The sequence below is a fragment of the Verrucosispora sp. WMMD703 genome, from assembly GCF_049178935.1.
GTDB classification, from domain to species: domain Bacteria; phylum Actinomycetota; class Actinomycetes; order Mycobacteriales; family Micromonosporaceae; genus Micromonospora; species Micromonospora sediminimaris.
Genome location: NZ_JBMHMM010000004.1, coordinates 2,570,307 through 2,592,852, shown reverse-complemented (window position 1 = coordinate 2,592,852; position 22,546 = coordinate 2,570,307). Strand labels below are relative to the sequence as shown.

Sequence of the window (22,546 nt, the reverse complement as noted above, 5' to 3'; positions counted from 1 at the left end):
GTAACCACCGTCTCCGTAACTCGCGCCCGCACTAAGCCCCGTGGCCGAACGCCCGGGTGAACCGGACGTCGCCCTCGACCAGGTCCCGCATGTCGCCCACCCCGTGCCGGAACATCACCGTCCGGTCGATACCCATGCCGAAGGCGAAGCCGGAGTAGACCTCCGGGTCGATGCCGCACGCCCGCAACACCCGCGGGTTGACCATGCCGCAGCCGCCCCACTCGACCCACTGTGGGCCCTTGCGGTGCTCCGGGAACCACACGTCGAACTCGGCCGACGGCTCGGTGAACGGGAAGTAGTGCGGCCGGAACCGGGTCTTCGCGCCCGCGCCGAACATGGCCCGGGCGAAGTGGTCGAGCGTGCCGCGCAGGTGCGCCATCGTGATGCCCTTGTCCACCACCAGGCCCTCGACCTGGTAGAAGACCGGGGAGTGGGTGGCGTCCAACTCGTCGGTGCGGTAGACCCGGCCGGGGACGACCACGTAGATCGGTGGGGTGCGGGTGAGCATGGTGCGCGCCTGCACCGGCGAGGTGTGGGTACGCAGCACCAGTCCGGAACCCTCCGGTGCGATGTGGAAGGTGTCCATCAGCCCGCGGGCGGGGTGGTCGGCGGGGATGTTCAGCGCGTCGAAGTTGGTCCACTCCAGCTCGACCTCGGGCCCCTCGGCCACCTCGTAGCCCATCCCGATGAACAGGTCGCTGATCTGCTCCATGAGCAGGGTGATCGGGTGCCGGGAGCCACGCGGGTGGCGGTCGTACGGCAGCGTCACGTCGACTCGTTCGGCGACCAGGACCCGCTCGGCCTGCTCACGCTCCAGCACCTCGGCACGGGCGGCGTACGCCTGCTCGATGGTGCGGCGGGCCTCGTTGACCCGCTTGCCGGCGTCGGCCTTGGCGGCCGGCGGCAGCGCGCCGATCTCGCGGCGGGCCAGCGAGACCGGGGCCCGGTCGCCCAGGTGCGCCGGGCGCACCACGGCGAGCGCGTCGGGGTCACCGGCGGCGGCGAACGCCTTCTCGGCCTCGGTCACGGCCTCGGCCAACGCGGCCGGGTCGAGCAGGGCGACCTGCTTCGGGTCGTACGGATCGTTGCGGTAAGTCATGGCGTACGGGCACTCCCTCACGACGGCGCCAGCCCTCGCGGGCGGCTAGGCGAGTCTACGGACGCGCGGCTGTGCCGCAGCCCGCCGGTGGGAGTCGCGTGGAGAGCAGGTCAGGCCCGCCGCCCGCCGACACCGGCGGGCTGGCTAAACGAACGCCGTGGTGCGTTCATCATCGGGGCCGCATCTCCTCCGTCATGTGCGCGTGACCTCGGGTCAGCGCTGTGCTCTGGCCGAAGCGTACAGGCAGACGGCCGCCGCCGCAGCCAGGTTGAGGCTCTCGGCCCGCCCGTGCAGCGGCACCCGGACCCGCGCGTCGGCGGCCTCGGCCAGCTCGATGGGCAGGCCGTGCGCCTCGGAGCCGAACAGCCAGGCGGTCGGTGCGGCCAGCCGGCCGGCGTCGACCAGGTCGTCGAGATCAGATTCGCCGTGGCCGGTCGCGGCGAGCACGGTCAGCCCGGCGGCCCGCGCCGCGGTGACCGTCGCGAGCGGGTCGCGCTCCCGGACCACGTCGACGTGGAACAGGCTGCCCGCGGACGACCTGACGCACTTGCCGTTGTACGGGTCGACGGCGTCCCCCGCAAAGATCACCGCGGTGGCGCCGGCCGCGTCGGCGGTACGCAGCACCGTGCCGGCGTTGCCCGGGTCACGGATGCCGGCGAGCACGGCCACCAGTCGGGGGCTGTGGGACAACGCGTCGGCCAGGGACACGTCGAGCTGCCGGCAGACGGCGACCAGTCCCTGCGGGGCGACGGTCTCGGCGAGCGCGGCGAGCGCCTCGTCGGTCACCTCGGAGACGGGTACGTCGTCGGCGGCGGCGGTCGCCGCGAGGTCGGCGTACCGGTCGAGGGCGGCCGGGGTGCCGAACAGTTCCAGCACGGTGCCGGGTCGGCTCAGCGCCTCCCGGACCGCCTGCGGTCCCTCGGCGAGGAACCGACCCGCGGCGTCGCGTTCGCGGCGACGCTGAAGTCGGCGTGCGGCCACCACCCGGGGCGTACGCGGTGTGAAAAGCATGTTCTCCGCCACACGCGCGAGGCGTCCCCCGTGGCCGAGGGACGCCTCGCTGCGCTGGGTGGGACTCAGGCGGCCTGGGCGGGCGCGCCGCCGGTGCCCTCGGCCTGCACGGCAGCCCGGGCCAGCTCGACGATCGCCGCGAACGCGGCGGCGTCGTTGACCGCCAGGTCAGCCAGGATCTTGCGGTCGACCTCGATGCCGGCCAGGCGCAGGCCCTGGATCAGCCGGTTGTAGGTCATCCCGTTGGCGCGGGCACCCGCGTTGATCCGCTGGATCCACAGCTGCCGGAAGTCGCCCTTGCGGTCGCGACGGTCCCGGTAGGCGTACTGCATCGAGTGCAGCACCTGCTCCTTGGCCTTGCGGTACAGCCGGGAGCGCTGACCGCGGTATCCGCTCGCGGTCTCCAGCAGGGTACGGCGCTTCTTCTGGGCGTTAACAGCCCGCTTGACGCGTGCCATCTCAACTCCTTCTTGGATTCAGGTGGCGCGCGTCAGCGGCCGAGCAGCTTCTTGATGCGCTTGACGTCAGCCTTGGCCACCTCGACCACGCCCGTCAGCCGGCGGGTGCGGGTGGAGGGCTTCTTCTCCAGGTTGTGACGCAGACCGGCCTGCTGCTTCGTGATCTTGCCTTTGCCGGTCACGCGGACCCGCTTGCCCATCCCCGTGTGGCTCTTCATCTTCGGCATGTGGAACGTCTTCTCCCCTGTTACTGACCGCTGGTGTCAGCGGTCGTGCCGGTCTCACCGGCTGCTGCGCTCTCACTTGTCACCGCAGGCTCGGCGGTCGCGGCGGGCTCCTCCGCGGTCCGCTCCCGAGGCCCGCCACGGGACGCCGTGGCGGCGACCGCGGAGGCCTTCACGGCCCGGTGCGGAGCGAGAACCATGATCATGTTTCGGCCGTCCTGCTTCGGAGCGGACTCCACGTATCCCAGTTCCGTGATCTCGGACTCGAGCCGGCGCAGGAGCCGGTAGCCCAGCTCCGGGCGACTCTGCTCGCGACCGCGGAACATGATCGTCACCTTGACCTTGTCGCCGGCCTTGAGGAACCGCACCACGTGACCCTTCTTGGTCTCGTAGTCGTGCGGATCGATCTTCGGCCGGAGCTTCATCTCCTTGATGACGGTCTGCTGCTGGTTACGCCGCGCTTCGCGCGCCTTCAGTGCGCTCTCGTACTTGAACTTGCCGAAGTCCATGAGCTTGCACACCGGCGGGCGCGCCATCGGCGCAACCTCGACCAGGTCCAGATCGACGTCCGCGGCCAGCTGAAGGGCGCGCTCCAGCGGGACGATGCCCACCTGCTCACCCTCGGGGCCGACCAGTCGGACCTCACGTGCCCGGATCTGATCGTTCACGCGTGGTTCGACGCTGATGGGGCCTCCTCGAGTCGGATCTTCATGCGTGGCCGACCCGGCGGCTCCCGGTGGGAACCGGCCCGGAAAGTAGAAGGCCCCGGCGAATGCCAGGGCCTGCTCGACCGGTCGGCACGATCACAGGATCGCGCATCCGATGCCGGGACGTGCCCGGAACCGGTGACCGGACCCGGACGCCAAAGGCGGCGACTCGGGTGGGAGCAGGCGCTCCGCTTTCACGGCCACCCGCCGGAGCGGACAGCCTGGTCGACTTGACAACACTACACCCTCGGCCAGCGGCCCCTCAAACCGGGCGCTGGCCCGCTGCCCGCTCGGCGAGCGCGGCAAGGTGCTCCCGGTGCAGCCGGCGCAGGGCGCGCACCCCGTCGACGGCGAGCTGTTTGTCTGCGGCCTGGAGGGCGACCACCGGCAGCAGGTCGTCGTCGTACAGCTCCAGGGCCGCCCAGGGGGCGCCCCGGTCGAACCGGACGCCCCGGACGACCTCCCAGGGCAGTTCGTACGAGCCGATGATGTTGCGCACCCGCACCCCCCGCGCGTCCGCCTCGACCCGAGGCCGGGTGAACAGCAGGGTGCCCAGGGCGAACAGGATCCCAAGCCCGATCATGGCGAACTGGTCACCGCGCTGGAAGGTGCCGTACCCGTTGCCGGTCGGGCCGGTCAGCGTGGTGGCGACCAGCGCGAAGACCACGACCAGCAGGATCGCCGACACCCAGCAGACCAGCCGGATCCGGCGTGGCCGCAGCCGGAACAGCTCGGTGCCGGTCGCCCGCTCGCGCTCGCCCGGACCGGCGCTGGGCTGCGTCACGTCCCGCCGCTCACTCATGGCACAAGTCTGCCATCCGCTTCCGGCCGCCCCGCCGCCGCCACACTGACGTGGACCTCACGGGCCATCGAAGCAGCGACTCACAACCGGCAGGCGTGGATGTTGGTGACCAGGATCGCGCGGGCACCCAGCTCGTAGAGTTCGTCCATGATCCGGTGCACGTCGTCGCGGAGCACCATGGCCTGCACCGCCACCCAGCCCTCCCGGTGCAACGGCGAGACCGTCGGCGACTCGATGCCCGGGGTCAACGAGCTGGCCCGATCCAACAGCCCGGCCGGCACGTCGTAGGCGAGCATCACGTAGCGGCGGGCCACCAGCACCCCGTGCAGCCGGCGCAGCAGCTGCTCGGCCTGCGGGTGAGCGGCCGCGCCGGTGCGGCGTACCAGCACCGCCGAGGATTGCAGCAGCGGCTCACCGAAGACCACCAGACCGGCCTGGCGCAGCGTGGCCCCGGTCTCGACCACGTCGGCGACCACGTCGGCGACGCCCAGCCGGATGGCGTTCTCCACCGCACCGTCGAGACGGATCACGTCGGCCTTGACGCCCAACTCGGCGAGGTGCCGCTCGACCAGCCCCGGGTACGCGGTGGCGATCCGGTGCCCACCCAGCTCCCGTACGTCGTCGACGTCGTCGGGCCGGGCCGCGAAGCGGAAGGTGGCCCGGCCGAAGTTCAGGTCGACGACCTCCTCGGCCGGCGCGCCGGAGTCGATCAGCAGGTCCCGGCCGGTGATGCCGACGTCCAGATCACCGGAGCCGACGTAGGTGGCGATGTCCTTCGGCCGCAGGTAGAAGAATTCGATGTCGTTGGCCTGGTCGCGGCAGACCAGGTCCTTGGTGTCGGTGCGCTGGCGGTAACCCGCCTCACGCAGCATCTGGGCGGCCGAGTCGGCCAGGGCGCCCTTGTTGGGTACGGCGACACGCAGCATGACGGAGTGCTCCTTCGATCGGTTCGGTTCGACGGTGGAGGCACTCACAGATGTCGGTAGACGTCCTTCAGGTCGAGACCGGTGGCGAGCATCAGCACCTGGACCTGGTAGAGCAGCTGGGAGATCTCCTCGGCGGTGCGCTCGGACCCCTCGTGCTCGGCGGCCATCCAGGACTCGGCCGCCTCCTCGACGACCTTCTTGCCGATGAAGTGCACGCCCTGCTCCAGTGCGGCGACCGTGCCCGAGCCGGGGGTGCCGGCCGCGGCCTTGGCCTGCAACTCCGCGAACAACTCCTCGAACGTCTTCACGGAGACGGATTCTCGCAGTCGCCCAGGGTCGACCCGCGCGCCGGGTCGGTGGTGACCGGTGGACGGAACGCATCCCACACCGGCACGATGGGACAACCCTTCGATCCCCACCTATGTTGGTCGTACGCTGTCCGCCATGGTCACCACCCCGCGTACCCTCGCCTTCGCCTCCGCAGCGGCCGTTCTGCTCGCGGCCAGCGCCTGCACGCCGCAGGCCCAGCCCGCGCCCATGCCGACCGTGTCGATGCCGTGCGCCAAGGACAGCCTGCCCACCGAGACTGCGGGCAAGCTCACCATCGCCACCGGTGCGGCGGTCCGCCAGCCGTGGTTCGTCGACGACAAGCCGGACAACGGTCAGGGCTTCGAGTCCGCCGTGGCCTACGCGGTGGCCGAACAGCTCGGCTACGCCCGCGACGACGTCACCTGGACACGGGTGGGGTCCGAGGCCGCTGTCGCCCCCGGGCCGAAGACCTTCGACTTCGGCATCGACCAGTTCTCGATCAGCGACGAGGGCAAGCAGGCGGTCGACTTCTCCGCGCCGTACCACCTGGTCCGGCAGGCGGTGATCACGCTGAAGTCCACCGAGATCGCAGGCGGGGCCGCGCTGGCCGAACTGCGTGACGCCCGGCTCGGCGCCCAGGCCGGCACGACCGGCCACCAGGCCATCACCGATCTGGTGCAGCCGAGCTCCGAACCGCGGACCTACAAATCCCGCGACGAGGCCACCAAGGCGCTGCGGAACGGTCGGATCGACGGCCTGGTGGTGGATCTGCCCACCGCGTTCACAATCGCCGGGACGGAGATCGACGACGCGGTGATCGTCGGACAGCTACCCCAGGTGGGCAGCCCGGAGGCGTTCGGACTGCTGCTGGAGAAGGACTCGCCACTCACCGGTTGCGTCAGCGCGACGGTCGGACAGCTCGCCTCCGAGGGCGTCCTCAAGCAGTTGGAGGAGCGGTGGCTCGCCCAGGAAGCGGGAGCGCCCGAACTCACGTGAGCACGGTCGAAGCCGGTTTCCGACTGTTCGGAAGAGGACTGGTCGATGCTGGTCGCCGGCTGATGGACGCATCCTGAGGCGACAGCCCCTCGTCGCCGGGAGACCCCATGATCTGGATCATCGAGAGCAAGAGCAAGATCAGCCGCGAGTTCGCGGCCGACCTCAAGCGCCTCCGGGCGAACAAGGCGGTGGCGCAGCACGTCACCCGGGCCGTGCTGAACAGCACGATCGCCGAGATGCAGACCCCGCTGAAGCCGGCGCTCAAGCCCGGCGAGCCGGTCCTGGTCCTCGCCCACTCCGGCTACGACATCGATCCCCGGTCCGGGCAGGAGGCACCGTGGATCGGCGGACGGTGGCTGGACGAGTTCGCCCAGGACCTGGCCGCGAAGTTCACCCCGGCCGGGATCAGCGGCCACACCCTGTGGTTCCTCGTCTGCCACACCGGACACGACATCAGCGCGCTGGCCAACCACCTGGTCACCGCCGGCGTGGACAACGTGACGATCTACCTGCCGAAGAACTTCATGTACGTCAGCAAGACCGGCATCCCGCACGTGCTGCTCAGTGACGCCGACCTGGACGACGTGAACCGGGACGTCGCCCGGTGCGACAGCGACTACTGGAGCATCCAGGGCTCGCAGGCCACCGGCAGCTACTGGGCCGGCTGCTCGATCAGTGGTCAGACCGTCACCCCGCTGTCCTCAGCGGCGGTCGAGCAGGCCGTCCAGGCACAGTTCGATCCGAACGAGGAGGAGAGCTGAACCGCCGACGCCGCAACCGTCAGGCGCCGAAACCGACAGGGTAGTTGCCGGCGGCGGCGGTCTGGCGGATGGCGAGGGCGGCGTCGAGGGCGGCCACCGTCGACGACCAGCCCTTGTCCTCGGCGGAGTCGGGCAGGCCGGCACGGTCGCGGGCCTGCTCGATGGTGTCGACGGTGAGCACGCCGTGGGCGACCGGCTTGCCCTCGTCCAGGGCGACCCGGGTCAGGCCGTCGGTGACCGAGCGGCAGACGTAGTCGAAGTGGGCGGTGGCACCGCGTACCACCACGCCGAGGGCGACCACCACGTCACAGCGCCGGGCCAGGGCCTGCGCCACCACGGGCAGCTCCACCGAGCCGGCCACCCGGGCCACCACCGCCCGCGCACCGCACGCCTGCGCGGCGGCGACCGCCCGGTCGAGCATGTGGTCGGTCAGGTCACCGTGCCAGCGCGCGGCGACCACACCGACGGTCATCCCGGCCGCGTCCACCGGAGCCGTACCCGGCTCCCCGAAACCCGCCATCTCTCCTACGCTCCGATCTCTCTGCCCGGCACCGGACGCCCCATCGGCGCCTCGGCCACCTCGTCAAGCTGGTCGAGCAGATGGCCCATCCGGTCCCGCTTGGTCCGCAGGTAACGTACGTTTTCCGGGTGCGGGCGCACCGGCAGCCCCTCGCGGCCGGTGACGGTCAGTCCGTAGCCCTCCAGCCCCGCCCGCTTGGCCGGGTTGTTGGTCAACAACCGCATCGAGCGGACCCCGAGGTCGTAGAGGATCTGCGCGCCGGTGCCGTAGTCACGCGCGTCGGCCGGCAGGCCGAGGTCGAGGTTCGCGTCCACCGTGTCGCGGCCCTGGTCCTGCAACTGGTACGCCTGGAGCTTGTGCAGCAGCCCGATGCCACGCCCCTCGTGACCGCGCACGTAGAGGACCACGCCCCGCCCCTCGCGGGCCACCCGGTCCAGGGCGGCGTTGAGCTGCGGCCCGCAGTCGCAGCGCACCGACGAGAAGACGTCGCCGGTCAGGCACTCCGAGTGCACCCGGACCAGCACGTCACGGCCGTCGCCGATGTCGCCCATCACCAGCGCCACGTGCTCGGCCGAGTCGTACTCGCTGCGGTAGCCCAGCGCCCGGAACACCCCGTGCTCGGTGGGCATCCGGGCGTCAGCGACCAGCTCGACCTGCTTCTCGGTGCGCCGCCGGTAGGCGATCAGATCCGCGATTGTGACCAGGGTCAGCGAGTGCTCGGCGCAGAACTTCTCCAGGTCCGGCAGCCGCATCATGGTGCCGTCGTCGTTGACCAGCTCGCAGAGCACCCCGGCCGGGCGCAGCCCGGCCAGCCGGGTCAGGTCCACGGCCGCCTCGGTGTGCCCGGGGCGGCGCAGCACCCCACCCGGGCGGGCCCGCAGCGGCACCACGTGCCCCGGGCGGGCCAGGTCCGTCGGGCCGGTGGCCGGGTCGGCGAGCAGCCGGATGGTGTGCGCCCGGTCGGCCGCCGAGATGCCGGTGGTGACCCCTTCCCGGGCGTCGACCGTCACCGTGTAGGCGGTCTGCCGCCGGTCCTGGTTGGTGTGGTGCATGGGCGGCAGGTCGAGCCGGTCGCACTCGCTCTCGGTGAGCGGTACGCAGATGAAGCCCGAGGTGTGCCGCACCGTGAAGGCCAGCAGCTCCGGGGTGGCCAGCTCGGCCGCGAAGATCAGGTCACCCTCGTTCTCCCGGTCGGCGTCGTCGACCACCACGACCGGACGGCCGGCGGCGATCTCGGCCAGGGCCTGCTCGATGTCGGCGAAGGTCATGCCGGCACCTCCGCTCCGTCGACGGTGCGGCCGGCCAGCAGCCGCTCGACGTACTTGGCCAGCACGTCCATCTCCAGGTTGACCGGGTCACCAACCGACCGGGTGCCGAGCGTGGTCGCCGACAGGGTGGTGGGGATCAGGCCGACGGCGAACCAGTCGGCACCGACCTCCGCCACGGTCAGCGAGACCCCGTCGACGGTGATCGAGCCCTTCTCCACCACGTACCGGGACAACGCGGCGGGCAACCGGAACCGGACCGTCTCCCAGCGCGGGGCCGGCTCGCGGGAGAGCACCTCGCCCACGCCGTCGACGTGCCCCTGCACCAGGTGACCGCCGAGGCGGCTGCCCAGCGCGGCGGCCCGCTCCAGGTTGACCCGGTCGCCGGTACGCAGCGCGCCCAGCGCCGAGCGGCGCAGCGTCTCGCCCATCACGTCGGCGGTGAACACCCCGCCGTCGACGTCGACGACGGTCAGGCAGACCCCGTTGACCGCGATCGAGTCGCCGTGCCGTGCGTCGGAGGTGACCAGTGGGCCACGGACCGCTACCAGAGACGAGTCCTCCGCCGTCGGGGTCACCCCGACGACCTCGCCCAGTTCCTCGACGATGCCGGTGAACATGCCTAGCCCTCCCTCTTCCGGGGCAGCGCGGTGATCCGCAGGTCGGGACCGACCTGCGTAACGTCGGTGAGTTCCAGGTCGATGGCCTCGGCGATGGTGGTCACACCCGCATCGACAAGCGCGGCGGGCCCGGCCCCGAGCAGCCGGGGCGCGAGGTAGCCGACCACCCGGTCGACCAGGCCGGCGGCGAGGAACGCCCCGGCGAGCCGGGGCCCGCCCTCCAGCAGCACGGCCCGTACCCCACGGGTGTGCAGGGCGGCGAGCAGCGCCGGCAGGTCGACGCCACCGTCCGGGGCGGTGCCCACCTCCTCGGCGGTGGCCACCCAGGTGCGGGCGGCGCCGTCGCGGACCCGGGCGTCATCCGGGGTACGCCCGACCGAGTCGACCACCACGCGCAGCGGCTGCCGGATGGCCAGGCTGCCGTCGCGCAGGTTGCGCACGGTGAGGCGGGGATCGTCGGCGAGGACCGTGCCGACCCCGACGACCACCGCGTCGACGGTGGCGCGCAGCGCGTGCACGTCCATCCGGGCCGCCTCGGACGTGATCCACATGCTGGTGCCGTCGGCCGCCGCGGAGCGGCCGTCCAGGGTCGCGGCGTACTTCCAGATCACGTACGGCCAGCCCCGACGCATGGCGGTCAGCCAGGCCACGTTGCCGCTCTCCGCCTCGGCCTCGCGTACCCCCAGGTCGACCCGGACCCCGGCGGCGCGCAACGTGGCTGCGCCGCCGGTGGCGACGGGATTGGGGTCCGGTACCGCGATGACGACCCGGGCCACCCCCGCCTGGACCAGCGCGGTGCTACAGGGGCTGGTGCGGCCGACGTGGTCGCAGGGTTCCAGGGTGACCACCGCCGTGCCGCCCTTGGCCCGCTGGCCGGCCTGGGCCAACGCGACGATCTCGGCGTGCGGTCCCCCGGCGTACGCGTGGAAGCCCTCGCCCACCACCTCGCCGTCGGCGTCGAGCAGCACGCAGCCGACGACCGGGTTGGGACTGGTGGTGCCGAGCCCGCGCGCCGCGAGTTCGATCGCGCGACGCATCGCCTCGTCCACGGAGACGCTTGCCATCGCCTGCCGCTGCCCTCTCGCTCGTACGCGCGGGCGGGGAGGTCGGCCGGGTGGCCACGGGCAGGCAGCGGAATCCGGGTACGGCACAGCCGCCCCGGCCGGGACGCGCGCACGCCGGAGCCCGGCGAGCCACACGGCTCCCTTCCGTCCCGCGCGCTGTCTCCCATCCGGACTGTCTGGGCGCGGACGAGCCGCCCCCAACCGTCGGCCCCGGATTCTCACCAGGTCCACCGGGCGGACGAACCGCTCCCGGGTCGCGGGCTTACCACGGTCGGACCGTGGATCACCGCCGGTTCGGAATTACACCGAGTCCCGCCAGCGCGTGGTGGGTACTGAGCAAAGTCTTACACGTCCGGCGGGGCACCGGGCCACCCGGGCGAGCTACTTCACATGACGGTTACCGGGGTCGGCGACGCCGCGACGGCGATCCACCGCCACGTACGAGCCGGGTTGGCTCTTGGCCACGGTCTTCATCTCGGAGGCGACGGTCATCGCCTCCAGCGGGTTGGTGATGCGCTTGTCGGCGTCGGAGATGGCGACCCCGATGGAGAGGGTGACAAGCGCCGCCCGGCGGATGTTGCCCCGCCGGTCCTTCAACTCCACGTAGCCGCGTTCCCGGTCGGTGGGATCGTAGAGGGCGTCCGCGGCCTTCTCGAAGTCCGACGAAACCCGCAGGGTCAGTGGCCGTACCTGCTCGGGCGTGCACACGAAGACAAAGTCGTCACCGCCGACGTGGCCGAGGAAGGCCGGCGGCAGGGCCACCGCGACGACCGCCCGGTGCAGGCTGCGGGCGAGCGCGGAGATGAAGCCGTCGCCCCGGACGAACCCGTACCGGTCGTTGACGCTCTTGAACCGGTCAATGTCGATGTAGCCGACGGCGTAGTCCGCGCCGCCACGGACCCGGTCGGCGATCTCCCGGCGGATCCGGCTGTTGCCCGGCAGGCCGGTGAGCGGGGAGACCTCCCGGAACTCCTTGTTGCGCCGCAGCGTGGAGCTGACCCGGGCGACCAGCTCGGCATTGTCGAAGGGCTTGACCAGATAGTCGTCGGCCCCGGCGTTGAGCCCGTGGACCTTGTCCTGGGTCATCCCCTTGGCCGTCAGCATGATCACCGGCAGGGCGGCGGTCATCGGATCGGCGCGCAGTCGCCGGGTCAGTTCCAGCCCGTCCACCCGCGGCATCATCAGGTCGACCACGGCCAGGTCGGGCCGCTGGCGTTCGATCAGCTCCAACGCCTCCTGACCGTCGGCGGCGAGGATCACGTCGAAGCCCTGGAGACGCAGGTTGAACTCGACGAAGCGGGCGATGTCCTCGTCGTCGTCGACGACGAGGATCACGTCCTTGCGATCGTCGTCGGGGGTGTCCACGTCAGGCCCCGGCCGCCGCGCGTTCGGCCAGCCCGCGCAGCCGGCGTACCGCCTCGGCCGGGTCGTCGGCGCCGTAGACGGCGGTGCCGGCCACGAAGGCGTCGGCGCCCGCCGCAGCCGCCTGCTCGATGGTGTCGGCGGCGATCCCGCCGTCGACCTCGATGCGCAGCTCCAGGTGGCCGGCGTCGACATGGCGGCGCGCGGTGCGGACCTTGTCCAACAGCTGCGGGAGGAAGCGCTGCCCGCCGAACCCGGCCTTGATGGTCATGACCAGCAACGTGTCGAAGCTGGGCAGCAGGTCGAGGTACGGCTCGATCGGGGTGTCCCGGTCGATCGCCAGCCCCGCCTTGGCACCGGCCGCCCGCAGGTCCCGGGCCAACGCCACCGGGTCGTCGCAGGCCTCGGCGTGGAACGTGACGTTGTACGCCCCCGCGTCGGCGTAGCCGGGCGCCCAACGCTTCGGGTCGGTGATCATCAGGTGCACGTCGAAGGGCAGCTTGGTGGCGGCCCGCAGGCTCTGCACCACGGGCAGCCCGATGGTCAGGTTCGGCACGAAGTGGTTGTCCATGACGTCGACGTGCAACCAGTCCGCGGCGTCCTCGACGGCACGGACCTCCTCGGCGAGACGGGAGAAATCGGCGGCGAGGATGCTGGGCGCGACGATCGGCGGCGGTACGGTCACAGGGCCAGTGTACGAACGCGGCCAGCAGCCGCGGCAGCGTGCCAGCAACCGGGACACCCCGTGACCCGGAGGTGACCAATGGTGCAGAATGACCCCCTTCGAACCGATGAAACGGAATGAAGCTCAGCTTCCACTGGCCAGACGACCGATTCGCGGCAACACTCCATCGGGGACGGTGACGTATCGTGCATGCCGGTGGGCGCGGGAGCCGGCAGCCGGGCGGCAGCTCCCGGAAAGGGCGGACGATGCGACGGTGGCTCGCGGCACTGGCGCTGGCCAGTGTGGCTGCGATGGTGCTCAGCGGCTGCGTGCGGCCGGGTGGGACCGACGGCGATCTCACCGACGACTGGCAGACACTGCGGGCGCCGACCATGTTCGTGCCGGCCACCGACGCCTGCCTGCCCCGGATCACCGCGGTGGTCCAGGCGAGCACCTACGAGACCGTGGACTGTGCTCGCAACCATCTCGCCGAGGCAATCCACGTCGGCACGTTCACCGACGCAGCCGCCGAGGGTGAACGCCCGGAACCGGGGTCGGCGGCCCTGCGTACCGCCCGCGCGGAGTGCGACCAGCGGGCGCGCCTGGTGCTCGGCGGTGACTGGCACACCGCCCGGTTGACGCTCAACATCTCCCTGCCGTCGGCGCCGGCCTGGAACGGTGGTGCCCGCTGGTTCCGCTGCGACCTGAGCGAGACCGACAGCATCGACAACACCCGGCCGGTCAACCGCACCGGCAGCCTGCGCGGCGCACTGATCGGCGACTCACCGCTGGTGCACCGTTGCTTCGACCCGAAGCTCATCGGCGACAGCCTCAACTACATGGCCCCGGTGCTGTGCACCGAGCCGCACGGCGCCGAGTTCGTCGGTGTCTACGTCGAGCAGGACATGAGCTGGGAGCAGTTCGTCCGTTCGGCCGGCCAGGCCCACAAGCGGTGCATGGAGCTGATCGCCGCCTTCGCGGACGTGCCCAACAACGCCGACCTGCCCTACCGCGCCGGTTCCATCTTCTACCCGCCGTCACAGCGGGAATGGGAGGAGGGCGACCGGGGGGTGCGGTGCATCCTTTGGAGCGACGACCGCAAGCTCACCGGCTCGATGCGCGGCGTGGGCCCGCAGGGACTGCCTGTCACCTGAGTACGGTGCGGAAACGGCTCGAACGGTCGCCGAATCCGGTGCCGTATGCTGCCGCTTCGACAGCGGGGAGCGGGAGGTCCACGGGGATGCGACGATGGCTGACCGGAGTCGCCCTGGCGACCGTGGTGGCGCTGGCGGCGACCGGCTGCACCCGGCCGGCCGGCACCGATGGTGACCTGGTCGACGACTGGACGTCGATGAGCGCACCGGCGGTGTTCACGCCCGGCTCCGGCACCTGCCACGGGCAGCCGCAGGAGGTCGGCTACCTCAGCGCGTACGCACCGGTGGACTGCGCGCAGCCGCACCGGGCCGAAACCCTGCACGTCGGAACGCTCACCGAAGCGACCGGGTCCCGACTGCCGACGGCCGGCAGCAAGGGGATGCGCGCCGCGTTCGGCGAATGCGACCGTGAGGTCCGCGAGACACTGGGCGGCGACTGGCGCGGCGCCCGGATCGGGCTCACCGTCGTCCTGCCCTCGCCGCAGGCGTGGACCGGCGGCGCCCGGTGGTTCCGCTGCGACGTCCACGAGCTGCGCGGGCTCGACACCCCGATACCGGTACGACGTACGGCCAGCCTGGCCGGTGCGCTGGACGGGTCCTCGCCGCTGCGGCACGGCTGCTTCAACGCCCGCACCGAGGGCGACGAGGTGACCGAGATGGTCGCCGTCAAGTGCACGGCGAAGCATCGGGCCGAGTTCGTGGGTCTGTGGCAGGCACCGGAGAGCAGCTGGTCGGAGTTCCTGGAGAATCCGGGGCGGAGCCATCGAGGTTGCCGCAGCGCCGTCGCCCGCTTCGCCAAGCTGCCGGACGACGGCAACCTCCAGTACCGGGTCGGCACCATCTTCTACCACCCGTCGGAAGGCGAGTGGCGCAGCGGCAACCGGTCGGTCCAGTGCTTCCTCTGGATGAGCGACCGCACCCTGACCCGATCGGTGAAGGGTGCCGGCACCCGGGTCCTGCCCATCAACTGACCCAGCCCCAGCCCCAGCTCCGGCCGCTTCGTCCCGGCCCCGGCCCGTCGCCCGCGAGATCTTGGCAAGATTCCGTTCGCGAATAACGGAAACTGTCCAAGATTTCGACGTGAGGAACCCGAATCGTCGGGGCGGGGTGGGGCGGCGAGGCGGTGGGTGCGGGGTGGGGCGGCGGGGCGGTGGGTGCGATGGGTTCCTGCGCTGACGACGAAGCGCCCACCCCCGTGCGGGGACGGGCGCTTGCGCGCGGGTCGGGTCAGGACCGCCCGGCGGCCCGGGCGACGAACGCCTGCCAGGCCGCCGGGGCGAAGACCAACGCCGGACCGGTCCGGTCCTTCGAGTCGCGGACGCCGACGACGCCGGGAAGATTGTCGGCGACCTCGACACAGTTCCCACCGTTCGAGCTGCTACGGGTGCTTGTGCGCCACACGGCGCCGGTCAGGTCAGCCATGATCGTGCCTCAAGGAAGTCGATGGTCTGGCGGCGCGGGAGCGCCACCGAGCGCAGCGTATCCCAAATGGACCAGAGCGCGGCGGTGTCGTTGGTCAGCCGGCCGGCGGCCTGGTCGTCCAGGTAGGCGACGTCGCCGTCCTCCGTCGTGGCGATGACGAACGGCCCGGCCTGCCCGGGGTGCAGGCCGGCGTCGAGCGGCAGTACGTGCAGCAGGATGTTGGGCCGCTGCGCCAACCGCACCAGGTGATCCAGCTGTGGGTGCATGATGTCCGGGGCGCCGCGACGCAGCGCGAACTCGTCGATGACCGCGACGAAGAGCGGCGGTTTGCGCCGTTCCAGGACCGACGACTGCCGGCGCATCCGGGTCTCGACGTAGCCGGCCACCTCGTCCGGGGCGAGCAGCCCGCTGCTGAGCACCGCCGTGGCGTACTCGGGGGTCTGCAACAGGCCCGGGATGACCGCCACCTCAAAGGACCGCAGCGCGGTGGCCTGGAGTTCCGTCTCCACCCACGGCCGGAGCCAGGACGGCTCGCGCCGCTTCAAAACGTCCGGCCAGATGTCCTCGATGTCCCGCCCTAGTGCCGCAGCCGCCGCCGCGCGGTGTCGGGGATGCGGCACCCGCCCCGGGGCAACCCACCGTGCGACTGTCTTGGGATCCACGCCTACCTGTTCGGCGAGACTCTCGGCGGTTTCCCCCGCGTCCACCATGGCTGCCCTCAGCGCCTGATTCATGCCCGCCTCCCACATGACGTCCTTGACGTCTGAAGAACCTATGCCTACGCCCTGTAGTCGTCCACATTCGCCACGCGATGGTTCTCGTGGGCGGCGCGTGCGGGCCTTGGGACGGCAATCCCGCTCGCCGGGTCGCCGGGGGTCGCCCCTGGGCGAGCAGACCGGGGCGACCCCCTCCAACCACGACGGAGGAGGCACCCATGTCCGTGCAAGAGCCGGCGCGTGGCAGGTGACCGGGCGGGAGGGCGGAACACCTCGGGTCCGTCCCGGCGTGTACCTCCTGGCCCGGGAAGCATCCCCGCAGTTCCACCAACCGATCCTGGTCCGAGTGATCCGGCACCTGGAACGCACGACGTACGACGGGTGGGCCTGGGTCGACGTCTACCAGCTCGATCGGCACGGGGACGCGACGCAGCGGCGGGCGCTGTTCCTGCGGCCCGCGGGGATGCGGCCGGTGAACGTCCCACCCGTCCCGTACGCCGAGCGTCGCTCCCGGCCCCGCTCCGGCGTCGCGAGCGTGACCGGATGAACGGCCGGATCGAGGCGCACGTCCCGTCCCGCCCGACGTGGCGGTGCCGGGCCTGCGGGGCCGCCTGGCCCTGTTCTCCGGCGAAGCTGAATCTGCTCGCCGTGTACCGGGAGGACAAGCCGGCGCTCATGGTGCACCTGGTGGAGTTGCGCGAAGAGGCCGCGGAGCAGCTTGCCGGGCTATCGCCCGGTGAACAGCTCCCGGATCTGCACCGACGGTTCACGGACTGGGTACCCGTCAGGTCCGCCGAATAGCCACCCGCCCCGGTCGCTGCGGCTCTTCCCCCGACCGCCGCGCCCGGGGCGGGTCCGGGCGGCCGGTCCGCAGCACGCCACAAGCGGATCCCGGCGGCGGGGTCCGCAGCACACCACGAACGGATCCGGACGGTGCCGGTCTGCCGATCAGGTACGCCACGAACGGATCCCGGCGGTGCCGGGGCCGGGATCAGGTGCGGCGGAGCAGGGCGAGGAACATGGCGTCGGTGCCGTGCCGGTGCGGCCACAGCTGCACCGTCGGTCCGTCGCCCAACCCTGGCATGCCGGCCGGCAGCACCGTACGGGCGTCGACGAAGTCGACCGGCACTCCGCTGCGGCGGGCCGCCTCGGTCACCGTCACGTGCGTCTCCACGGTGTGCGGTGAACAGGTCACGTAGGCCACCAGCCCACCCGGCCGGGCCGCCCGCAACCCGGCGGCGAGCAGCTCACGCTGCAACCGGGTCAGGGCGGACAGGTCGGACGGCTGACGCCGCCAACGTGACTCCGGCCGGCGACGCAGCGAGCCGAGCCCGGTGCACGGCGCGTCGACAAGCACCCGGTCGAAGTGTTCCTCCGGCAGCTTCGGCTCGGTGCCCACCAGCCGGCCGTCGGTGTTCAGCACGGTGACCGGCAGCCCCCGGGTGGCGCCGGCGACCAGCCGGGCCCGATGCTCGGCCACCTCCACGGCGGTCAGCCGCGCGTCCCGCTGCGCGGCGAGGGCCCCGAGCAGACCGGACTTGCCGCCCGGCCCGGCGCACAGGTCGAGCCACCGGCCGTCCGGCCCGTCCACCGGTGCCAGCGCGAGCGCGTTCGCCACCAGTTGGGAACCTTCGTCCTGGACGTGGGCCCGCCCGTCGGCCACCGCCGCCAGCTCGCCCGGTGCGCCACCGGCGAGGTAGACCGCGTACGGCGAGAAGGCGCCGGGCGCGCCACCCACCTCGTCGGCGAGGTCGACCGGGTCGACCAGGCCGGGCCGGGCGCACAGGTGCACCGGAGGGCGCTCGTTGTCCTCGATCAGCAGGCGGGTGGTCTCGCCGAAGTCGCCACCGAGCGCCTCGTTGAACGCCCGCACGATCCACTGTGGATGACTGTAGGCCAGCGCGAGGTGGCCGACCGGGTCGCTGTCGATCGACGGTGCCAGTCGAGTCACCCACTCGTCGACGTCGCGGGTGGCGACCTCGCGCAGCACGGCGTTGGCGAAGCCGGTGGCGCCCTGGCCCACCGCCCGGACCAGGTCGACGGTGGAGGAGACCGCGGCGTGCGCCGGCACTCGGGTGTGCAGCAGTTGGTACGCGCCGATGCGCAGCGCGTCGCGGACCGGTGGGTCGATCCGCTGCACGTCCCGCCCGGCCGCGTCGGTGAGGATCGCGTCGAGCGTGCCGAGGTGGCGCAGCGTGCCGTAGGTCAGTTCGGTGGCGAAGGCGGCGTCCCGGCCGAAAAGTCCCGCGTCGGTCAGGATCGCCGGCAGCGCCAGATTGGCGTACGCGTCGTCGCGGTGCACTGCCGCGACCGCCTCGTACGCCGCGTACCGTGGCCGGTCGACCATCGGCCGCCCCCGACGCTCTCCGCTGCGGCGGGCGGCGGTCTCCCTCACGCGAACTCCTCCCCGGCACCGACGCGGGCACCGCGTGCCCAGTCGGTCGCCGGCATGGCCCGCTTGCCGGCCGCGCGCACCTCGCCGAGACGGACCGGGACGGTGGCGGTGCCGGCCAGCACCCGCGCCTTCTCCACGAGCAGCTCACCGGGCTTGAGGTCGGGCGCGTCCGGTGCCGGGGTGACCGGGCCGAGCTTCACCCGCTCGTCGCGGAAGGTCGTCCACGGGCCGGGGGCCGGGGTGCAGGCACGGATGCGCCGGTCGACCGCGAAGGCCGGGTCGCCCCAGCGCACCCGGGCGTCCTCGACGGTGAGCTTCGGGGCCAGCGAAACGCCGTCGGCCGGCTGCGGCTGCGCCCTGGCGGTGCCGTCCTCCAGCGCGTCAAGCACCGCCACCAGCAGCCCGGCGCCGCTGTGCGCCAAGCGCTCCAGCAGGTCCCCGGAGGTGTCCGCGGGCCGGATCTCGTCGGTGAGCGTGCCGTAGACCGGGCCGGTGTCCAGCCCCTCCTCCAGGTGGAAGACGCTGGCCCCGGTCAGCTCGTCGCCGTGCAGCACGGCGTGCTGCACGGGTGCGGCACCCCGCCACGCCGGTAGCAGTGAAAAGTGCAGGTTCACCCAGCCGTGCCGGGGGATCTCCAACGCGACCGGCGGCACCAGCGCGCCGTAGGCGACCACCGGCACGCAGTCCGGAGCCAGCTCGCGCAGCCGGTCCAGGAACTCCGGCTCCCGGGGACGCGCGGGGGTCAGCACCTCGACACCGTGCTCGTCGGCCCAGGCACCGACCGGGGAGCGGACCAGCCCTCGGCCGCGCCCGGCGGGCGCGTCCGGGCGGGTGACCACGGCGATCAGCTCATGCCGGGAGGCGGCCACGGCGGCCAGGGCCGGAACGGCGACGGCCGGCGTACCGGCGAAGATCACACGCACCCGGTCACCGCCCCAGACCGAAGGGGCTGCCGGCGGCGTGCGGGCTCAGCTTGACTGTGGGCGGCGCGGCGGCGTCGTACCACTCGGCCTGGCGGATCGCCTTCATCGCCTCCTTGCGGCCGGCCGCATCCAGCCGGTCGAGGAAGAGCACCCCGTCGAGGTGGTCGGTCTCGTGCTGCACGCAGCGGGCCATCAACCCGGTGCCGACGATCTGCATCGGGTCGCCGTAACCGTTGAAGCCCTTGGCGATCACGTTCTGCCGGCGCTTGGTGTCGAAATAGAGCCCGGGAATGGACAGGCACCCCTCCGGGCCGTCCTGCTCCTCCTCGTCGGGAAACTCCAGGACCGGGTTCACCAGGTGGCCGAGCACGTCGTCGACGTCGAAGGTGAACACCCGCAGGCCCACGCCCAGTTGCGGCGCGGCGAGACCGGCACCGCCCTGCTCACGCATGGTGTCGGTCAGGTCCTCGACGAGCTTGCGCAGCTCGACGTCGAAGTCGACCACCGGATCGGCCGGCGTGCGCAGCACCGGATCCCCGAACAGACGGATGGGCTGGACGGTCACGCGGGTTGGCTCCTTCACGGCGGGACGGTAGTGCCGTACCAGTCTACGGACTGCCGATGGCCGTGCCGGCCGGCGCACCACCAACCGTGGCCGCCTGCGGTTCACCCACGGTGATCGGCAGGTGGTCGTACCCGCGCAAGGTCAGCCGGATCCGTCGCCGGGGCTGCCCGGCCGACGCCAGCCCGGGCAGCCGGCGCAGCAGCGCCGGGAAGGCCACCTGCGCCTCCAGTCGGGCCAGCCCCGCTCCCAGGCAGTAGTGCGGCCCGGCGCCGAAGGAGAGTGGATTCAGCTGCGCCCGCCACGGGTCGAACCGCTCCGGCCGCGGGTACCGCCGGGGGTCGCGGTTGGCCGCGCCGAGCAGCAGCAGGATCCAACTGTCGGCGGGCACCTCGACCCCGCCGAGCCGAACGGTTTCGCCGTTGGTGCGGGTGGTCAGCTGCACCGGGGAGTCGAAGCGGAGCAGTTCGTCCACGTACGCCGGGGCGTGCTGCGGGTGCTGACGCAGCACGTCGGCGGCCCGGGGATGGGCCAGCAGCACCGCCAGCCCGTTGCCGAGCAGGTTGGTGGTGGTCTCGAAGCCCGCGACGAGCAGGATCACCAGGTTCGCCAGCAGTTCCTCGCCGGAGAGCCGGTCACCGGAGTCGTGCGCCTGCACCAGGGCGGTGGTCAGGTCGTCGGCGGGGCGGCGGCGACGGTCGGCCACCAGCTCGGTGAAGTAGTCCCGCAGCTCGGCGGCACCGGCATCGGCCACGGCCAGCTCCGCCGGAGTGATCTCGGGCTCCAGGGCACCGGTCAGATCGGCCGCCCAACGCCGGAACAGCGGGCGGTCGGCGGCGGGCACGCCGAGCAGCGCGCAGATCACCCCGACCGGTAGCGGGTACGCGAACTCAGCCATGAAGTCGACCGGAACGCCGCCCCGGCCGGTCGCCGCCATCGCGTCGATCAGCTCGTCCGTCTGCGCCGCGACCACCTCACGCATGGCACCGATCCGGCGTGGGGTGAAGGCGCCGGCGGCGAGCCGACGCATCCGGCTGTGGTCGGGCGGGTTGGTCCGCAGCATCGACCGGGCGATCGAGGACAGGGCCGGGCTCTCCCGCCAGCCGGGCAGGAACTGGTCCCGCAGGTGGCCGTCGAGGACCCGGATGCGGGCGTCCCGGAGGAGTTCGTCGGCCTCGGCGTGGCCGGTGACCGCGTACAGGCCCGGACCGGCCTGCACAACCGGTCCATGGGCACGCAACCGCTCGTACGCCGGATACGGGTCGACCCGTCCCTCGGGCGACATGAGCGACGCAAACGCCTCACTGACGTCCATCTGGCCTCCTCGGTGTCCAGGAGGCTCCATCATGCCCGTGCGACGCTGTGACCTGCGGTAACCAGGGCGTACGGCGAGGCGCGGCGGGGCTCAGCCGGCGACGCCGCTCTCCCCCGCCAGCACCGCGTCGCCGGCGAGCAGGGCGTGCTCGGGCAGGGGCAGGTGGATGTCGTGGGCCGCCTCCCAGTCGTGGATCAGGCTGGGCCGGGCCTGCGCGGCGAAGTAGTCCATCGCGCTCACCCCACCGACCACCGGCTCCTCGACCTCGGCGACCAGCCGGCCCGGCACCAGCCGGAAGCCGTTGCGCAGCGCGGCGCTGAGCCGGCGGTGCCCGTTGACCACGAAGAAGTACTCGCCGGTGTACCCGATCTCCAGTGGCTCCAGGCCGGTTTCACCGGCGGCGGCGACCTCGCTGGTGAGCGCCGAGTCCCACATACCGCGCAGTCCGGTGACGTCCTCGGTCGGGTAGACCCGCCCGGGGTCGAGCAGCAGCAGCGGCGGGGCGCCGCGCAGCACCTCCGGCGCGAGTCGCCCCTCGTACGCATCGACGATGCGCTCGATCACCTCGTCGGCGGGCGCGCGGGTGGTGTCGCAGATCAGGTCGTAGTTGCGCAGCCTGGCCTTGTCCACGCCGTACCGGACCAGGAACCGGCCACGCTCGCTCTCGCTGCGTTCCCGGAGCTTGGCCTTCGCCTCGTCCAGTGAGGTGTAGCTCTCGGCCGGCCCGGAGGGGCGCAGTAGGACGCGGCGGGCGGCCTCCCCCGGCTCGGTGATCATGTGCACCTTGAGTGCGTCGGTGAAGAAGTGCCAGGCCAGCCGGGAGTCCATGACCAGACTCTCGCCGGAGGCGGCGATGTCGCGCTGGAGCTGGTCGACGTAGCCGTCGACGGCCTGGTCCAGCTCGGCGTGCAGGTTCAGCTGGAGCGCGGTCATCTGCCGCTCCTGCGCCATCTGCCGGTAGAGGTCACCGACGCTGACCCGGCGCAGGCCGAGTCGCTTGGCGATCTCGACGGAGACCGTGCTCTTGCCGCTGCCCAGGTCACCGTTGAAGACGATCGACTGACGAACGGTCACGACTTGTCCACCCCTGATCACCGGCCGGTTGAGATCATCGATTTCCGCGCCGGGCCGACGCGGTTCCGCCGTCGTCGCGCCGCCCTCGGACACCTCCAGCTCGACCTGGAGTCGCCGTACGCACCGGCATGACGGGCGATGCTACCACCTCGCGCCGTCCTGCCTCCGGGACGCGACCGTGAGCGGGCGAGTCGATA

General features: G+C 72.0%; 27 protein-coding genes and 1 riboswitch. Of the genes, 6 read left to right on the top strand and 21 right to left on the bottom strand.

The window, feature by feature from the left end:
• Positions 1-31 precede the first annotated feature (31 nt).
• The 8 genes from pheS to ACN26Z_RS12420 form a co-directional block, all read right to left on the bottom strand.
• Positions 32-1,099: a phenylalanine--tRNA ligase subunit alpha gene (gene pheS, locus ACN26Z_RS12455; RefSeq protein WP_421461303.1), complete on the bottom strand. Its 1,068-nt coding sequence runs from the start codon at positions 1,097-1,099 to the stop codon at positions 32-34.
• Between the two features lie 213 nt (positions 1,100-1,312).
• The gene (locus ACN26Z_RS12450; RefSeq protein WP_421461301.1) at positions 1,313-2,110 is read right to left on the bottom strand and encodes a TrmH family RNA methyltransferase; all 798 of its coding nucleotides are present in this window, start codon (positions 2,108-2,110) and stop codon (positions 1,313-1,315) included.
• Positions 2,111-2,175: 65 nt separating this feature from the next.
• Positions 2,176-2,568: a 50S ribosomal protein L20 gene (gene rplT / locus ACN26Z_RS12445; RefSeq protein WP_093404272.1), complete on the bottom strand. Its 393-nt coding sequence runs from the start codon at positions 2,566-2,568 to the stop codon at positions 2,176-2,178.
• 32 nt (positions 2,569-2,600) lie between these two features.
• Positions 2,601-2,795, bottom strand: a complete 195-nt coding sequence (gene rpmI, locus ACN26Z_RS12440) for a 50S ribosomal protein L35 (RefSeq protein WP_093404274.1) — start codon at positions 2,793-2,795, stop codon at positions 2,601-2,603.
• A gap of 20 nt (positions 2,796-2,815) precedes the next feature.
• Positions 2,816-3,460, bottom strand: a complete 645-nt coding sequence (gene infC / locus ACN26Z_RS12435) for a translation initiation factor IF-3 (protein ID WP_093404276.1) — start codon at positions 3,458-3,460, stop codon at positions 2,816-2,818.
• 301 nt (positions 3,461-3,761) lie between these two features.
• Positions 3,762-4,229, bottom strand: a complete 468-nt coding sequence (locus ACN26Z_RS12430; RefSeq protein ID WP_093404787.1) for a PH domain-containing protein — start codon at positions 4,227-4,229, stop codon at positions 3,762-3,764.
• Between the two features lie 152 nt (positions 4,230-4,381).
• Complete coding sequence (gene hisG / locus ACN26Z_RS12425; RefSeq protein ID WP_093404277.1) at positions 4,382-5,227, bottom strand: ATP phosphoribosyltransferase; 846 nt, start codon at positions 5,225-5,227, stop codon at positions 4,382-4,384.
• 44 nt (positions 5,228-5,271) lie between these two features.
• On the bottom strand, positions 5,272-5,553 hold the full coding sequence (locus tag ACN26Z_RS12420) for a phosphoribosyl-ATP diphosphatase (RefSeq protein WP_232511250.1): 282 nt from the start codon (positions 5,551-5,553) through the stop codon (positions 5,272-5,274).
• Positions 5,554-5,671: 118 nt separating this feature from the next.
• On the opposite strand from ACN26Z_RS12420, the gene ACN26Z_RS12415 reads away from it, so the two are divergent.
• Positions 5,672-6,532 (top strand): ABC transporter substrate-binding protein, encoded by an 861-nt coding sequence (locus ACN26Z_RS12415; protein WP_421461297.1) that lies wholly within the window; start codon positions 5,672-5,674, stop codon positions 6,530-6,532.
• A gap of 107 nt (positions 6,533-6,639) precedes the next feature.
• Positions 6,640-7,293, top strand: a complete 654-nt coding sequence (locus ACN26Z_RS12410; protein WP_421461295.1) for a hypothetical protein — start codon at positions 6,640-6,642, stop codon at positions 7,291-7,293.
• Between the two features lie 19 nt (positions 7,294-7,312).
• Here the strand turns inward: ACN26Z_RS12410 and ribH are convergent, their stop codons facing one another.
• The 6 genes from ribH to rpe all read right to left on the bottom strand — a co-directional run bounded on the left by ribH (position 7,313) and on the right by rpe (position 12,809).
• A complete protein-coding gene (ribH, locus tag ACN26Z_RS12405; RefSeq protein WP_093404283.1) occupies positions 7,313-7,813 on the bottom strand; it encodes a 6,7-dimethyl-8-ribityllumazine synthase in 501 nt (166 codons plus the stop codon).
• Positions 7,814-7,818: 5 nt separating this feature from the next.
• Positions 7,819-9,081, bottom strand: coding sequence for a bifunctional 3,4-dihydroxy-2-butanone-4-phosphate synthase/GTP cyclohydrolase II (locus ACN26Z_RS12400; RefSeq protein ID WP_421461293.1), 1,263 nt, complete (start codon positions 9,079-9,081; stop codon positions 7,819-7,821).
• Positions 9,078-9,698, bottom strand: a complete 621-nt coding sequence (locus ACN26Z_RS12395) for a riboflavin synthase (protein WP_421461290.1) — start codon at positions 9,696-9,698, stop codon at positions 9,078-9,080. Before ACN26Z_RS12395 ends, ACN26Z_RS12400 begins: the two co-directional genes overlap by 4 nt.
• A gap of 2 nt (positions 9,699-9,700) precedes the next feature.
• Positions 9,701-10,762: a bifunctional diaminohydroxyphosphoribosylaminopyrimidine deaminase/5-amino-6-(5-phosphoribosylamino)uracil reductase RibD gene (gene ribD / locus ACN26Z_RS12390; protein ID WP_421461288.1), complete on the bottom strand. Its 1,062-nt coding sequence runs from the start codon at positions 10,760-10,762 to the stop codon at positions 9,701-9,703.
• Between the two features lie 151 nt (positions 10,763-10,913).
• Positions 10,914-11,086, bottom strand: a riboswitch (FMN riboswitch).
• 57 nt (positions 11,087-11,143) lie between these two features.
• The gene (locus ACN26Z_RS12385; protein WP_282240541.1) at positions 11,144-12,244 is read right to left on the bottom strand and encodes a GGDEF domain-containing response regulator; all 1,101 of its coding nucleotides are present in this window, start codon (positions 12,242-12,244) and stop codon (positions 11,144-11,146) included.
• On the bottom strand, positions 12,129-12,809 hold the full coding sequence (rpe, locus tag ACN26Z_RS12380) for a ribulose-phosphate 3-epimerase (RefSeq protein WP_093404294.1): 681 nt from the start codon (positions 12,807-12,809) through the stop codon (positions 12,129-12,131). Before rpe ends, ACN26Z_RS12385 begins: the two co-directional genes overlap by 116 nt.
• 245 nt (positions 12,810-13,054) lie before the next feature.
• Here rpe and ACN26Z_RS12375 point away from each other — a divergent pair, with 245 nt between their 5' ends.
• Together ACN26Z_RS12375 and ACN26Z_RS12370 are read left to right on the top strand one after the other, a co-directional pair.
• Positions 13,055-13,942 carry a septum formation family protein gene (locus ACN26Z_RS12375; protein WP_282239140.1) on the top strand — a complete coding sequence of 296 codons (888 nt, stop codon included), beginning with the start codon at positions 13,055-13,057 and terminating at the stop codon, positions 13,940-13,942.
• Positions 13,943-14,028: 86 nt separating this feature from the next.
• Positions 14,029-14,913 carry a septum formation family protein gene (locus ACN26Z_RS12370; RefSeq protein ID WP_421461286.1) on the top strand — a complete coding sequence of 295 codons (885 nt, stop codon included), beginning with the start codon at positions 14,029-14,031 and terminating at the stop codon, positions 14,911-14,913.
• Between the two features lie 256 nt (positions 14,914-15,169).
• On the opposite strand, the gene ACN26Z_RS12365 is transcribed toward ACN26Z_RS12370, so the two are convergent.
• On the bottom strand, positions 15,170-15,364 hold the full coding sequence (locus tag ACN26Z_RS12365; RefSeq protein WP_421461284.1) for a DUF397 domain-containing protein: 195 nt from the start codon (positions 15,362-15,364) through the stop codon (positions 15,170-15,172).
• Positions 15,352-16,098 carry a Scr1 family TA system antitoxin-like transcriptional regulator gene (locus ACN26Z_RS12360; protein WP_421461282.1) on the bottom strand — a complete coding sequence of 249 codons (747 nt, stop codon included), beginning with the start codon at positions 16,096-16,098 and terminating at the stop codon, positions 15,352-15,354. The genes ACN26Z_RS12365 and ACN26Z_RS12360 overlap by 13 nt, the downstream gene beginning before the upstream one ends.
• 229 nt (positions 16,099-16,327) lie before the next feature.
• Between ACN26Z_RS12360 and ACN26Z_RS12355 the strand changes: the two genes are divergently transcribed.
• Together ACN26Z_RS12355 and ACN26Z_RS12350 are read left to right on the top strand one after the other, a co-directional pair.
• Complete coding sequence (locus tag ACN26Z_RS12355) at positions 16,328-16,627, top strand: hypothetical protein (RefSeq protein ID WP_210939315.1); 300 nt, start codon at positions 16,328-16,330, stop codon at positions 16,625-16,627.
• The gene (locus ACN26Z_RS12350) at positions 16,624-16,881 is read left to right on the top strand and encodes a flavin reductase (RefSeq protein ID WP_282239143.1); all 258 of its coding nucleotides are present in this window, start codon (positions 16,624-16,626) and stop codon (positions 16,879-16,881) included. The genes ACN26Z_RS12355 and ACN26Z_RS12350 overlap by 4 nt, the downstream gene beginning before the upstream one ends.
• 190 nt (positions 16,882-17,071) lie before the next feature.
• Here the strand turns inward: ACN26Z_RS12350 and ACN26Z_RS12345 are convergent, their stop codons facing one another.
• The 5 genes from ACN26Z_RS12345 to ACN26Z_RS12325 all read right to left on the bottom strand — a co-directional run bounded on the left by ACN26Z_RS12345 (position 17,072) and on the right by ACN26Z_RS12325 (position 22,349).
• Positions 17,072-18,517 (bottom strand): RsmB/NOP family class I SAM-dependent RNA methyltransferase, encoded by a 1,446-nt coding sequence (locus ACN26Z_RS12345; RefSeq protein ID WP_421464633.1) that lies wholly within the window; start codon positions 18,515-18,517, stop codon positions 17,072-17,074.
• The gene (gene fmt, locus ACN26Z_RS12340) at positions 18,472-19,398 is read right to left on the bottom strand and encodes a methionyl-tRNA formyltransferase (protein WP_421461279.1); all 927 of its coding nucleotides are present in this window, start codon (positions 19,396-19,398) and stop codon (positions 18,472-18,474) included. The genes ACN26Z_RS12345 and fmt overlap by 46 nt, the downstream gene beginning before the upstream one ends.
• A gap of 4 nt (positions 19,399-19,402) precedes the next feature.
• The gene (def, locus tag ACN26Z_RS12335) at positions 19,403-19,963 is read right to left on the bottom strand and encodes a peptide deformylase (RefSeq protein ID WP_093404792.1); all 561 of its coding nucleotides are present in this window, start codon (positions 19,961-19,963) and stop codon (positions 19,403-19,405) included.
• 43 nt (positions 19,964-20,006) lie between these two features.
• Entirely contained in the window at positions 20,007-21,275 is a 1,269-nt protein-coding gene (locus tag ACN26Z_RS12330) for a cytochrome P450 (protein ID WP_421461277.1), read from the bottom strand.
• 90 nt (positions 21,276-21,365) lie between these two features.
• Positions 21,366-22,349 carry an AAA family ATPase gene (locus ACN26Z_RS12325; RefSeq protein ID WP_093404795.1) on the bottom strand — a complete coding sequence of 328 codons (984 nt, stop codon included), beginning with the start codon at positions 22,347-22,349 and terminating at the stop codon, positions 21,366-21,368.
• Between the last annotated feature and the right edge of the window lie 197 nt (positions 22,350-22,546).